The 12382-nt window shown below is 63.2% G+C and carries 12 protein-coding genes; 6 read left to right on the plus strand and 6 right to left on the minus strand.

The annotated features are described in order from the left end of the window. The first annotated feature begins 71 nt into the window (after positions 1-71). Entirely contained in the window at positions 72-347 is a 276-nt protein-coding gene (locus tag AB0N65_RS16365; protein ID WP_364163809.1) for a hypothetical protein, read from the plus strand. Next, positions 325-2484 carry a thioredoxin domain-containing protein gene (locus AB0N65_RS16370; RefSeq protein WP_364163812.1) on the plus strand — a complete coding sequence of 720 codons (2160 nt, stop codon included), beginning with the start codon at positions 325-327 and terminating at the stop codon, positions 2482-2484. The genes AB0N65_RS16365 and AB0N65_RS16370 overlap by 23 nt, the downstream gene beginning before the upstream one ends. A 21-nt stretch (positions 2485-2505) precedes the next feature. Here AB0N65_RS16370 and AB0N65_RS16375 read toward each other — a convergent pair whose 3' ends face one another. Beyond that, positions 2506-3147 carry a hemolysin III family protein gene (locus AB0N65_RS16375; protein ID WP_364163815.1) on the minus strand — a complete coding sequence of 214 codons (642 nt, stop codon included), beginning with the start codon at positions 3145-3147 and terminating at the stop codon, positions 2506-2508. A 107-nt stretch (positions 3148-3254) separates the two neighbouring features. On the opposite strand from AB0N65_RS16375, the gene AB0N65_RS16380 reads away from it, so the two are divergent. Together AB0N65_RS16380 and AB0N65_RS16385 are read left to right on the plus strand one after the other, a co-directional pair. Continuing rightward, positions 3255-4061 (plus strand): isoprenyl transferase, encoded by an 807-nt coding sequence (locus tag AB0N65_RS16380; RefSeq protein ID WP_364163818.1) that lies wholly within the window; start codon positions 3255-3257, stop codon positions 4059-4061. A gap of 260 nt (positions 4062-4321) precedes the next feature. Further along, the gene (locus tag AB0N65_RS16385; RefSeq protein ID WP_364163821.1) at positions 4322-5716 is read left to right on the plus strand and encodes a PhoH family protein; all 1395 of its coding nucleotides are present in this window, start codon (positions 4322-4324) and stop codon (positions 5714-5716) included. A gap of 168 nt (positions 5717-5884) precedes the next feature. On the opposite strand, the gene AB0N65_RS16390 is transcribed toward AB0N65_RS16385, so the two are convergent. Beyond that, positions 5885-6529, minus strand: coding sequence for a GNAT family protein (locus AB0N65_RS16390; protein ID WP_364163824.1), 645 nt, complete (start codon positions 6527-6529; stop codon positions 5885-5887). Positions 6530-6591: 62 nt separating this feature from the next. After that, positions 6592-7317: a hypothetical protein gene (locus AB0N65_RS16395; RefSeq protein WP_364163933.1), complete on the minus strand. Its 726-nt coding sequence runs from the start codon at positions 7315-7317 to the stop codon at positions 6592-6594. A 142-nt stretch (positions 7318-7459) separates the two neighbouring features. Here AB0N65_RS16395 and AB0N65_RS16400 point away from each other — a divergent pair, with 142 nt between their 5' ends. Together AB0N65_RS16400 and AB0N65_RS16405 are read left to right on the plus strand one after the other, a co-directional pair. Further along, a complete protein-coding gene (locus AB0N65_RS16400; protein ID WP_364163827.1) occupies positions 7460-8011 on the plus strand; it encodes an A24 family peptidase in 552 nt (183 codons plus the stop codon). A 17-nt stretch (positions 8012-8028) separates the two neighbouring features. Further along, a complete protein-coding gene (locus AB0N65_RS16405) occupies positions 8029-8505 on the plus strand; it encodes an NUDIX domain-containing protein (RefSeq protein WP_364163830.1) in 477 nt (158 codons plus the stop codon). A gap of 2 nt (positions 8506-8507) precedes the next feature. On the opposite strand, the gene AB0N65_RS16410 is transcribed toward AB0N65_RS16405, so the two are convergent. The 3 genes from AB0N65_RS16410 to AB0N65_RS16420 form a co-directional block, all read right to left on the minus strand. Then, the gene (locus AB0N65_RS16410) at positions 8508-10103 is read right to left on the minus strand and encodes an MDR family MFS transporter (protein ID WP_364163832.1); all 1596 of its coding nucleotides are present in this window, start codon (positions 10101-10103) and stop codon (positions 8508-8510) included. Then, a complete protein-coding gene (locus tag AB0N65_RS16415; protein ID WP_364163835.1) occupies positions 10100-10768 on the minus strand; it encodes a TetR/AcrR family transcriptional regulator in 669 nt (222 codons plus the stop codon). Before AB0N65_RS16415 ends, AB0N65_RS16410 begins: the two co-directional genes overlap by 4 nt. A 149-nt stretch (positions 10769-10917) precedes the next feature. Then, a complete protein-coding gene (locus tag AB0N65_RS16420; protein WP_364163837.1) occupies positions 10918-12345 on the minus strand; it encodes a class II fumarate hydratase in 1428 nt (475 codons plus the stop codon). Positions 12346-12382 lie beyond the last annotated feature (37 nt).

A 12382-nucleotide genomic window follows, 5' to 3' on the forward strand; every position in this document is an offset into this window, starting at 1 on the left:
AGCCGACCCGGCCGCTACCGGCTCCGGATGACGCCAGTCGGCGTGCATCAGCTCCCATAGAAGGTTTGAACGTGCACCACTTGCTCCTCGCCCTGACCGTCAGCCCGTCGCCTGCCCCGACGCCGTCGCTGCGGCCTGGCCTGTCCGAGGACCAGGTGACTCCGGGTACTTGGGGCTTTGTCCTGACGGCCTTCATCGTGATTCTCACTACCTTCCTCATCGTGGACATGGTGCGCCGCATCCGCCGCGTAAGGTACCGGGCCCAGGTGGAGGAAGCCCGCCTCGCAGCGGAAGCTGACGCGGCGACCACGGACGAGAACGGCGATGCCACGCCCGGGACCCGCTGAGTCACGAGGAGCTGAATGGCCCGGGGCGGCCAACGTCCTGGGAGCGGAGCCGTCTGCCTATTTGCGCCAGCACGCGGGCAACCCGGTTTTCTGGCGGCCCTTCGGGGATGAAGCCTTTGCCTTCGCAGCAGCGCGGGACGTACCAGTGTTCCTGTCCATCGGGTATGCCGCCTGCCACTGGTGCCACGTCATGGCCCACGAGTCCTTCGAGGACCAAGAGACGGCTGACTACCTGAATGCGCACTTCGTGCCCGTCAAGGTCGACCGGGAGGAGCGCCCGGACGTCGACTCCGTGTACATGACGGCCACCCAGGCCATCAGCGGCGAGGGCGGCTGGCCAATGTCGGTGTTCCTGACGCCGGACGGCCTGGCCTTCCACGCCGGAACATACTTCCCGCCCAAACCCTTGCCCGGCCGGCCATCTTTCCGCAATGTCCTGGAAGCCGTGCACGAGGCCTGGGTGGAACGGCGGGAAGCGGTGGAACAAAACGCCCGCGGACTGGCCTCAAACATCGCCAACGCACAAATGTCCACGGTTGTCCGCCTGGATGGTCCGCCCGATGTTCTTGATGCCGGGCTTCTTTCGGATGCAGTGACCCTGCTGGCCCGGTCTGAAGACCCCGACGCCGGTGGGTTCGGCAGCGCCCCCAAGTTCCCGCCGTCGGCCGTTCTTGAGTTCCTCATCCGGCACGCTGCCGTGCCATCAGCCACGGCAGGGGCCGCTCGTGACATGGCAGGACGCGCCTTGGCCGGGATGGCGCGCTCAGCGCTTTGCGACCAGCTCGACGGCGGTTTCGCCAGGTATTCGGTCACCGCGGACTGGTCCGTGCCGCACTTCGAGAAAATGCTCTACGACAATGCCCAACTGTTGCGCATCTACGCCCATTGGGTCCGGCTTGGCGGCAACGAGGTGTTCTCCGTGGCCGAGGCTGCCGCTGTCGCGTCGAGGTGCGCGGACTGGATGATCGGGTCGCTGGGCTTGCCCGGCGGCGGCCTTGCCTCTTCCCTCGATGCCGATACCGTGGTGGACGGTGTGCATCACGAAGGTGCTGCCTACTTGTGGACCCCTGAGGCCCTGGCCGAAGTCCTGGGTCCCCATGACGCCCAAGCAGTGGGCCGCATCATGAACATCGGCGCCGAGGGGACTGTGTCAGCGTTGGGATCTCCGTTCCACCCGGGAGGGCGCCTGTCCGATCCCGAAGCCCGGCTGTGGGAACGCGTCAGGCCCGTGCTCCTCTCTGCCCGGAACCTCAGGAACCAACCTGCCAGGGACGAGAAGATCGTGGCCGGTTGGAACGGACTTGCCGTGTCAGCCCTGGCGGAGGCCGGCGCCATCCTGGACCGCCCGGAGCTGGTCGCGGCGGCGGAGAGTGTCGCTGACTACCTCGAACGCGTGCACTGGAACATCGATGAAGGGCTCCTGGCCCGGGTCTCGCATGAATCCCGGGCCCGGGGGATCGGTGGACTACTGGAGGATTACTCATTTTGCGCTGATGGATTGTTCACTCTGTACGCCGTGACGGGAACCCCGCGTTGGTACCGTCTCGCGGAGGATCTCATCAAGGCGGCGGCCAAGCGCTTCGTCGAGAACGGGCATTTGGCGGACTCGGCGGGGGAGTCAGCCCAAGTGTTCAACGCCCAAGGCCGGCATGCATCGTTGGATCCTTTCGACAATGCCACGCCGAGCGGAGCAGCCGGTTTCGCCGGCGCCTTGCTGACGTATTCGGCCTACTCGGGCTCCCACGAGTCCCGACTCATGGCCGGCAACATCCTTGGTTTGCTGCCACCGATCGCCAGCCGCGCACCGCGCGTCGCTGGTTGGCTCCTGGCCACAGCGCAAGCTGCCCTCGCCGGACCGGTGGAGGCCGCCGTCGCGGGTCCTGATTCGCCCTTACGGACGGAACTGCACGCCGCCCTCCTGCGGTCTGCCAGCCCGGGCCTCGTGGTCGCCTTGCAGGGTGAGGACGACGGCGGCTTGCCGGGTAAAGGGGGCGACGTCCCCTTGCTGCTTCACCGCTCGGGAGCACCGGACGGTGGACCGCAGGTGTACCTTTGCCGGGGCATGGTGTGTAAGCGGCCTGTGGGGACATTGGCCGGGATGGAGGAACTCCTGACGGCGATGTCGTCCGAGGGGTGAGCTCGCTGGGTAGCGGGCTTCCTAGCTGAGCACAGCCATCATGATCGCGATGAAGTGGGCTGTGAAGGCCAGCACCGTGAATGCGTGGAAGAGCTCGTGGAAACCGAAGTGTTGCACGCTGAAATTGGGCCGCTTGATCCCGTAGAAGACCGCTCCGGCGATATAGAGCGCGCCGCCGACACAAATGAGGACGGCCGAGGCGGCATTCGCGGCGAAGAATTGTGGCAGGTAAAAAAGGGCACCGCAGCCCAAGGCTACGTACACAGGAACGTAAAGCCAACGCGGAGCATGCGTCCAGATGACGCGGAAAAGCACGCCAACGATCGCTCCGGACCAGATGAGCCAAAGCAAGGTTACGGCCTGTTGCCGTTCCAAAAGTGACCATGCAAGGGGGGTGTAGCTGCCGGCGATGACCAGCATGATGTTGGTGTGATCCAGCCGTTTCAGGCGGATCCGGACCTTGGGTGACCAGTTTCCCCTGTGGTACACGGCGCTGACGCCGAAGAGCAAGACTCCGGTCAACGCGTAGATGGCAGAGGTGATTTTGCGATCGGTAGTGGGGGCGACCGCCACGAGGACGATGCCCGCGGCGAGGGCAAACGGCGCTGCTATGGCGTGGATCCACCCACGCCATGCAGGCTTGACGGTGAGCAGTTCGGCCATTGTTCAAGGATAACTTACGTTTGGGTAAGTTACTGCCGGGTAACCCTTGCTCGGGTGTTCGTGACTTCTCGCTGCACCTGTCCTGCGGCAAGGGAAGGTAGCCTTGGATGTGCGCCGTCGTCGTACAAGCAAGGAAGTCAGGTGAGAGTCCGGTGGAACTGCCCGGTTTCCTCTACGGCTTCTACGAGCGCAAACTGCTCCGCTCACTGAAGCAGGACAAGATCCCCCGGCACATTGGCGTCATGGTGGACGGGAACCGCCGGTGGGCACGCCAGTTCAATGCGCCCACAAGCCAAGGGCACCAAGCCGGAGCAGACAAAATCCACGAGTTCCTGGGATGGTGCCAGGAACTCGGCGTCAAAGTGGTGACGCTGTACATGCTGTCCACGGACAACATGAGCCGTTCCGGCGAAGAACTGGACCTGCTCATGGGCATCATCGCCAACACAATGGACCGCTTGGATGAAAACGAGGACGTCTCCGTCCACGCCATGGGAGCGCCCGAGCTGCTGCCCGACTACCTGGCCGAACGTCTGAACAAACTCACCGCCCGCACCCCTGTCCACGAGAAGATCCATGTAAACGTCGCCGTAGGCTACGGAGGCCGCCGTGAAATCGTCGACGCCGTACGCGAGTTGCTGCACGACGCCGTTGCCAAAGGACGCAGTATGTCCGAGGTGGCAGATGAACTTTCAGTGGACGACATCTCACGCTTCCTCTACACGCGCGGACAGCCGGACCCGGACCTCGTCATCCGCACCTCCGGGGAGCAACGGCTCTCCGGTTTCCTCATGTGGCAAAGCGCGTACAGCGAGTTCTATTTCTGCGAAGCATTGTGGCCTGCCTTCCGCAAAGTCGATTTCCTCAGGGCCCTCAGGGACTACGCGGGGCGCCAACGCCGTTTCGGGTCGTAGCTTCCGCTGTCCGGTCGTTTGAGTGAAGGCCGGTTCATCAGGAATTCACAAACCGGTCACGCGACTTGCCGGGGAAAGATTGCGGAAATGTATGTGGGCAGGATTACGTTAATCCCATCAGCAGGCAAAACCGCCCGCTGATCGGGGAGGCCAGTAGATGGAGCGGATCATCGCACCAGTTACAGGGGAGGCCACGCCCGGCCTTCCGGCCGAGCCGCTTCACCATTAGGCCGGGCGAACTGCCCGGGGCTGGAGTCGATGTGGCTATTTCTGAGCAACTGCCCGCAATGGTTTCCGACGGGGAAAGTGCAGCTACCTCTCGCGCCAAGCGGGCCACCAAGGGGGAACGCAAAGCAGCAACCCCCACGGGCCGCAGCTACGTGATCGATACGTCCGTCCTGCTCTCCGATCCGCACGCACTGCTGCGCTTCGCCGAGCACGAGGTTATCGTCCCCATCGTGGTCATCAGCGAACTGGAAGGAAAACGCCACGATCCGGAGCTAGGCTACTTCGCCCGTAAGGCACTGCGGCTCCTGGACGACCTGCGCATCGAACACGGCGGCTTGGACCATGCCATACCCATAGGAAACGACGGTGGTTTGCTCAGGGTCGAGATGAACCACATTTCCCCGGACGTACTGCCTGCGGGCTTCCGTGGAGGCGACAACGACAGCCGTATCCTGGCAGTCGCGAAGAACCTTTCAAACGAAGGCCACAACGTCACCGTGGTGTCCAAGGACCTCCCCATGCGCGTCAAAGCCTCCGCCATGGGACTTCATGCAGACGAGTACCGCAACGAACTCGTCAAGGACTCCGGCTGGACCGGTATGGCCGAAGTGGAAGCAAGCGAAGACGAAATCACCACGCTCTACGGGCATGAGCCGGTATTCATCCCCGCAGCCGCGGAACTGCCCGTTAACACCGGACTCGTCCTCCTCTCCAACCGCGGCTCCGCGCTGGGCCGGGTGGGCTCCGACAAGCAAGTGCGTCTCGTCAAGGGCGATCGGGACGTCTTCGGGCTCCATGGCCGGTCCGCGGAACAGCGCTTGGCCATCGACCTTCTCATGGACCCCTCCGTGGGCATCGTGTCCATAGGTGGTCGGGCCGGCACAGGTAAGTCCGCATTGGCACTTTGCGCGGGGCTGGAAGCCGTCCTGGAACGCAGGGAACACCGCAAGGTGGTGGTCTTCCGTCCCTTGTACGCGGTGGGCGGGCAGGAACTCGGCTACCTGCCCGGTTCCGAATCCGAAAAGATGAACCCCTGGGCGCAGGCCGTATTCGATACACTCGGAGCGCTCGTCAGCCAGGAAGTCGTGGAAGAAGTCATGGACCGGGGCATGCTCGAAGTCTTGCCCCTCACCCACATCCGAGGACGTTCGCTGCACGACGCCTTCGTGATCGTCGACGAAGCCCAGTCCCTTGAGAAGAACGTCCTCCTGACCGTCATGAGCCGCATCGGGCAGAACTCAAAGATCGTCCTCACCCACGACGTCGCGCAGCGCGACAACCTCCGGGTGGGGCGGCACGATGGCGTGGCCGCTGTTGTCGAAACCCTCAAAGGCCACCCGCTGTTCGGGCACATCACCCTGACGCGGTCCGAACGCTCGCCGATTGCTGCGCTTGTTACGGAGCTGCTCGAAGGGGCTGAAATCTAAGCGTTTCCTTGGTTGGGGCCGTGGTCCGGTTCGCCGGGCCACGGCCCTTCGCCGTCGCTTAGACACAGGCCAAAAGGACGCCATCGATCGCTGGGCGACCTTTGGCGTCCGATGGCCCGCGATGCGCTCCTCTGCGAAGGACCGCAGCACGGCTAGCGCGTCGCTGCGTTAGAGCCCTAGGTACGATTTCAGCTCTTCGTGGCCTTGGGCTTTTAGGGTCCAGTCGGGTCGTTTGAACGTGGTGGGCGTGAGTCGGACCTTTTGGACTTCTACTACTTTGGGGCCCCAGCCGTCGCGGAAGATTCCGTTGGGTTCGTAGCCGAGGCTGGCTGACACGCCCAAGGATTGTTTGTTCCACACGGCGGCTTCGGACTCGGCAACTTCGGCGTTGAGGTAGTCGAAGGCATAGCTGACGACGGCGGCACGCATCTCTTTGCCGAAGCCTTGCCCCTGCGCGGACTGCTTGAGCCAGGAACCAGTGTTTACAGTCCGTAGTTTTCCAAAGTTCTTGGCGCCGAGATCCTGTACTCCCAGGAGTTCGTCGTTGCGCCAGACGCCGAGGAGGAGTGTCCACGAGTCAGGCGTGAATCCGGCCCGGCACCGCCAGTACCACTGGGCCATGTTGGGAGCGAGTTCGTCGTCCGTAAGTTCCGTCCAGGGCGTGCTGAACGGGCTTTTTCCGGGCTCGTGGACGCCGGAGCGGGCAGCGTCGACAGCGGCCGGGATGTCGTTGTCGAGAACGGGACGGATGACCAGCCTCGGGGTGGTCAGGATGAGTCCGAAGGGTGGCCAGATTTCCGCAAGCGAGATCATCGGTGCAGCCTAGCCGGGCGTGGGCCACGGCGCGAATCACATGGGGTCGGGGACGCTGCGGCTCACGCGGCGGGGCCGATGTCCCAGGAAATATGGCGCCGGACGTCGGTCAGGTTCATCGACTCCGCCACGAACAGGTCGTCCAGCATGTATTCGTCAACTCCAAGGATTTTCAGCCAATGACCTTTCCCGGAGGTATCGCCGTCGAGGGACTGGCTGGCGACGCACACCCCGGTTCCGGCGTCGATCCGGATGAGGGTCCTGCCCTGGTGGGCGAGCGGTTCGCCGGGGTCCGATGGTGCGTAGCTCCGGCCCCGGGTGACGACGGTTTCCAGCGCAACCCTGCCCTCGTGGTCCACCTCCCGGGGCTCTTCCAAAGAGACCGGGTTTGAATCAGGGAACTCCATGGGGACGGGGGCGTTGCCTGCGAGCTCCACGGGATCCAGCGCAGCGGCCAGGCGGCCGTTACCAAAGGAGGGCTCACCGTAGGCGGCCTCAGGACGCCGCCGGACCAAGCCGGCGTCGTCATAAACCGGCGTCACGAGGTGAGCCGGAAGCAACCACGAACGGCGCGTCGCGCTGACGTAGAAGTCATCGCGGGAGTCGTTGATGCCAGTGGTGCTGTGGAGCAGTTGCCCGTCCGGTGTCTCCAAGCGGAGTGCACCTGGCCGCCGTAACCAGGCGCGGACAATGTTGGCGCCGGTTCCTGGCCGCTCCAGATACTCGAACCGGAGGCTGGTCCATTTCCACGGCGACGAACGGCAAAGGTTGCGGAATGTGGAGGACAAGTCCGGCTGCTGGCCGTCCTGCCCGTTGCCCGGGCCGAAGCCCGGCGAGAATCCCGATCCAGTTGCACTGTAGCGCCCCATATCCACAGTTTACCTACGCGTTCAACCCGGCCATCCAGCTAAAACGGGATAGCATCCGAGGGTGATCCGTCGACTTGCCGAACTCTGGGACGCCAGCCCACTGGGCTACTGGCTGGTGGTCATGGCGTGCGTCTACTTCCTGGTGATGGCCGTCCGCCTCACGGTGATCGACGTCCGCAGCCACCTGCTGCCCAACCGCATCGTTTTCCCGTCGTATGGCATCGGCGGGGTCCTTCTGCTCGCGGCGGCGCTGACTGTGTTCCTGAGCTCCAACGGCACTGGTGACACACCGGATGCGTCGCTGTTCAATGTTCCGGGGTTGGCAGTCCTGGCGGGCGGGGCTGCCCTGTGGCTGTTCTACTTCGTACTTCACGCCGTCTACCCGCCCGGCATGGGGTTCGGAGATGTGAAGCTGGCGGGCGTGCTCGGGCTTTATCTGGGGTACTTGGGTTGGGGCCACGTCTTTGCCGGCACCTTCGCCGCGTTCCTGCTGGGCGGCCTGTGGAGCCTTGTCCTGGTGGTTGCCCGGCGGGGGACCTTGGGTTCCTCCATTCCCTTTGGACCGTTCATGCTTGCGGGGGCTGCTGCAGCGATGGTGGTGCTGCCTGCGTGAGCCCGTAAGCTGACACCATGGGTGCCCCCGAATTCGTGCTCAAGCTACGGGAAAAGATTGGCCACGACCCTCTTTGGCTGCCGGCAGTGCGGGGAGTGGTGTTCGACGACGACGGCAGGGTGCTCCTCTGCCAGCGTGCCGATAACGGACACTGGACTCTGATCACCGGCATCCTTGAGCCGGGGGAACACCCGGCGCCCGGACTGGTTCGGGAGATCTTCGAGGAGACCGCCGTGGTGGCCGAGACAGAACGGATTCTTGCCGTGGGAGTCGTGGGACCAGTGACTTTTCCCAACGGCGACGAATGCGACTTCCTGGACATCACGTTCCGCTGCCGGTACATCTCCGGTGAAGCGAAGGTCAACGACGACGAGTCGATCGACGTCGGCTGGTTCAAACTCGACGAGTTGCCCGACATGAGCGCGGGCAACCTGGAAGCAATAAGGTTGGCCACGGGACCCGAAGGTCCCGTGGCCTACCAAACCGAGGACTGAACCTACCCGCGGGCAGCCTCCAGGCGCTCGGCTTCCTCGCCGCCCACAGCCTCGCCGCGTGCCACCATGCCTGCGGTATCGGAAAGCGGGATCTGCTTGAGCGTTATCGCCAGCACCAACGCAACAGCGATGAACGGAACCAGGTACCAGAACACCGGCGCCAAGGAGTCCGCATAGGCGTTGACGATTGCGTCGCGAAGTTGCTCCGGGAGCTGCGCCAAGGCCTGGGGATCCAGGGTGCTGGTGGACTGAGAGGCCTGCTCCGCGGACGCACCCGCACTCGTGAAGGCGCCGGTCAGGGATTCGGCCAGGCGGTTGGTGAAGATGGAGCCGAAGACGGCCACACCAAGGGCCGCACCTACCTCACGGAAGTAGTTGTTGGTGCTGGTAGCCGTACCTATCTGGTCAGCCGGAACAGAGTTCTGCACCACCAGGACAATCACCTGCATGATCAAGCCGAGGCCCGCGCCAAAGACGAAGAGCTGAACGCAGATGACCCAGATAGGAGTCTCCGCGGTCAGGGTGGTCAGCCACAACATGGCCGCGATCGTCAACGCTGCCCCCAGGATCGGGTACATCTTGTACTTGCCCGTTTTGGAAATCCGGATTCCGGAGTAGATGGACGTTCCCATGAGTCCGACCATCATGGGGAGCATCAGCAGGCCGGATTCGGCGGCAGATGTACCGGAGGACATCTGCAGGAACGTCGGGACGAAGGCAATCGCTGCGAACATGCCCAAGCCCAGCGTGAAACCGATGGCGGTGGCGTTGATGAAGATCGGGTTGCGGAACAGGCCCAGCGGGATGATGGGGTCCTCGGCGCGACGTTCAGCCACCACGAAGGCGGCCGCCGACAGGACCATGCCCGCACCAAAGGCCCACGTCAACGGTGAGTCCCAGCCTTCTTCCTTCTTCCCGCCGAAATCCGTGAAGAAGATGAGGCAGGTGGTGGCGGCTGAAAGGAACAGCACACCCAAGATGTCGATCTTCTTTTCTGCCTTCTTGTTCGGCAGGGTCAGTGTAAACCAGGCGGTGATGAAGGCGGCAATACCGATGGGGATGTTGATGTAGAAGGCCCATTCCCACGTCAGGTGGTCTACGAAGAACCCGCCCAGGAGCGGACCGGCAACCGCGGACAAACCAAAGATTGCGCCCAGCGGACCCATGTACTTGCCACGCTCATTCGCCGGGACAATATCGGCAATGATGGCCTGCGACAGGATCATCAGGCCACCGCCGCCCAAGCCCTGAATCGCACGGAAAATGACGAAGCCCCAAAAGTCGGTAGCGAAGGCGCAACCCACCGAGGCGAGCGTGAACAAGGCGATGGCAACCAGGAACAGGTTCCGCCGGCCCAGGATGTCGCCGAACTTGCCATAGATGGGCATCACGATTGTGGTTGCCAGGAGATAGGCCGTGGTGATCCATGCCTGGTGCTCCACGCCGCCGAGCTTGCCCACGATGGTGGGCATGGCAGTGGAGACAATGGTTTGGTCGAGGCTGGACAGGAGCATGCCTGCGATCAGCGCCGAAAAGATGATCCAGATTCTCTTCCGGGTCAGCAGCAATGGCTCGGCTGCCTTCGAGATCGTACTCATGCGTGGTCCTTCGGGGTAGCTGCAGGGCTGGTGTCCAGCGATTGTGCAAAGAGTTTTTGGGCTGCCGTGAGGTTTAGTTTGAGGAGTTCCCGGTAGGTCCGCGTGTTCTCTTCGGAGAAGAATTGCTGTGCGGTTTTCTTGGAAACCGCGCCGAAAACCACAGCTGCCATGACGATCTCGGGGTGCCCGGGCGCGAGTCCTTCGCGGCTGGCAATCAGTTCGGTGAACTGCCGTTCCCGGGCCTCGCCTTCCAGGGTCATCTGGCCCAGGAGTTGGGGTTCTGCAGTGATGGCGGCGATGAGTTGATGGACTTCCGCCCGGCTGATGGCTGAGCGTTCCATGACGTCCAACGTGAGGTGGAACAGTGCGGCCAGCAACGTTTCCGAGATGCTGTCCGGAGTCCTTTCCGAATCGCGGTTGAACGCATCCAGCGCGTCCTGCGGCAGTTGGTCGGAGAACGCGCCGATCACGGCGTCCTCTTTGGAGTGGAAGTAATTGAAGAACGTGCGCCGGGAGATGCCCGCTTCCTGGCAGACCTCTTCCACGGTGTAACCGTTGAGGCCGCGGTCGGCTGTCAGGGAACGCGCGACGGCGGTGATCGCCTGCCGCGTGGCAGCGCGCTTGCGCTCGCGAAGGCCACCGTCAATATTTGCACTATTTTTCACAAAGTAAAGTTTTGCACTCGAACGAAGAAAGTGCAAAAAAGAGTGAGGTGTCATTCCTCACGCGAGAACCGGGTACGACGACGGCCGGTACCTTCCGTGCGGAAGGTACCGGCCGTCGTCGTACTGTGTGCCTTTGAAGGCTGCGGAAACTAGGCCTTGTGAGCCGGGGAGGTCATGGTGGTGACGTCGAGGGCTTTGTCGAGTTCTGCCTCGGAGACCTGGCCTTCGCCATCGCCGACGAAGCCGAGCTTCTCGGTTGCCTGGCGGATGGTCAGGCCTTCCTTGACGGCGATCTTGGCGATCTTGGCAGCATTCTCGTAACCGATGAACTTGTTCAGCGGCGTCACGATGGACGGGGAAGCCTCGGCCAGGAAGCGGGCGCGCTCAACGTTGGCGGTGATACCGTCGATCATCTTGTCAGCCATGACCCGGCTGGTGTTGGCCAGCAGGCGGATGGACTCGAGCAGGTTTGCTGCCATGACGGGGATGCCGACGTTCAGTTCGAAAGCGCCGTTGGTACCGGACCAGGCGATGGCGGTGTCGTTGCCGATGACCTGGGCGCACACCATGATGGACGCTTCGCAGATGACCGGATTGACCTTGCCCGGCATGATCGAGGAACCCGGCTGGAGGTCGGGGATGGCAATTTCGCCCAGGCCCGTGTTGGGGCCGGAGCCCATCCAGCGGAGGTCGTTGTTGATCTTCATGAAGGAGATCGCGATGTTCCGGAGCTGGCTGGAGCCCTCGATGAGGCCGTCGCGGTTTGCCTGTGCCTCGAAGTGGTCGCGTGCTTCGGTCAGGGGCAGGCCGGTATCTGCAGCGAGGAGTTCGATGACGCGTTCCGGGAAGCCGGCGGGGGTGTTGATGCCGGTGCCGACTGCGGTGCCGCCGAGGGGAACTTCGGCAACGCGGGGGAGCGCGGCGTTGATGCGCTCGATGCCGTAACGGACCTGTGCGGCGTAGCCGCCGAATTCCTGGCCGAGGGTAACGGGGGTTGCGTCCATGAGGTGGGTACGGCCGGACTTCACAACGTCCTTGAACTCCGCAGCCTTGCGGTCAAGGGAGGCCGCCAGGTACTCAAGGGCGGGGATCAGGTCGTTAATCAGGGCCGATGTTGCCGCGACGTGGACGGACGTCGGGAAGACATCGTTTGAGGACTGGGAAGCGTTCACGTGGTCGTTCGGGTGGACAACCTTGTCGCTTCCGGCAGACGCGAGGGCGCGGGATGCGAGCTCCGCGATGACCTCGTTGGTGTTCATGTTGGAGGACGTGCCGGAGCCGGTCTGGAAGACATCGATCGGGAAGTCGCCATCGTACTTTCCGGTTGCGACCTCATCCGCAGCGGCTGCGATTGCCTCGGCGAGCTCGCCGTCGAGCACCCCCAGTTCGGCGTTCGCGAGTGCTGCGGCTTTCTTGACGCGTGCAAGTGCCTCGATGTGTGCGCGTTCCAGCGTCTTGCCGGAGATCGGGAAGTTCTCCACAGCACGCTGCGTCTGTGCGCGGTACAGGGCGTTCACGGGGACGCGAACTTCGCCCATCGTGTCATGTTCAATACGGAACTCAGTGGTGGAAGTCATGGGGCTAGCTTATGGCGATTGCGGGCTCCACCGAAAA

It is taken from the genome of Paenarthrobacter sp. NPDC089322, assembly GCF_040684895.1.
In the GTDB taxonomy this organism is placed as follows: Bacteria; Actinomycetota; Actinomycetes; order Actinomycetales; family Micrococcaceae; genus Arthrobacter.

Bases quoted from the DNA above. Each gene is read 5' to 3' on its own strand.
- AB0N65_RS16375 (WP_364163815.1), bottom strand. From the start codon at position 3,147: ATGGCCGAACTGCTCACCGTCAAGCCTGCATGGCGTGGGTGGATCCAC.
- AB0N65_RS16370 (WP_364163812.1), top strand. From the start codon at position 325: ATGCCACGCCCGGGACCCGCTGAGTCACGAGGAGCTGAATGGCCCGGG.
- AB0N65_RS16380 (WP_364163818.1), top strand. From the start codon at position 3,255: ATGTGCGCCGTCGTCGTACAAGCAAGGAAGTCAGGTGAGAGTCCGGTG.
- AB0N65_RS16390 (WP_364163824.1), bottom strand. From the start codon at position 6,529: ATGATCTCGCTTGCGGAAATCTGGCCACCCTTCGGACTCATCCTGACC.
- AB0N65_RS16405 (WP_364163830.1), top strand. From the start codon at position 8,029: ATGGGTGCCCCCGAATTCGTGCTCAAGCTACGGGAAAAGATTGGCCAC.
- AB0N65_RS16420 (WP_364163837.1), bottom strand. From the start codon at position 12,345: ATGACTTCCACCACTGAGTTCCGTATTGAACATGACACGATGGGCGAA.
- AB0N65_RS16410 (WP_364163832.1), bottom strand. From the start codon at position 10,103: ATGAGTACGATCTCGAAGGCAGCCGAGCCATTGCTGCTGACCCGGAAG.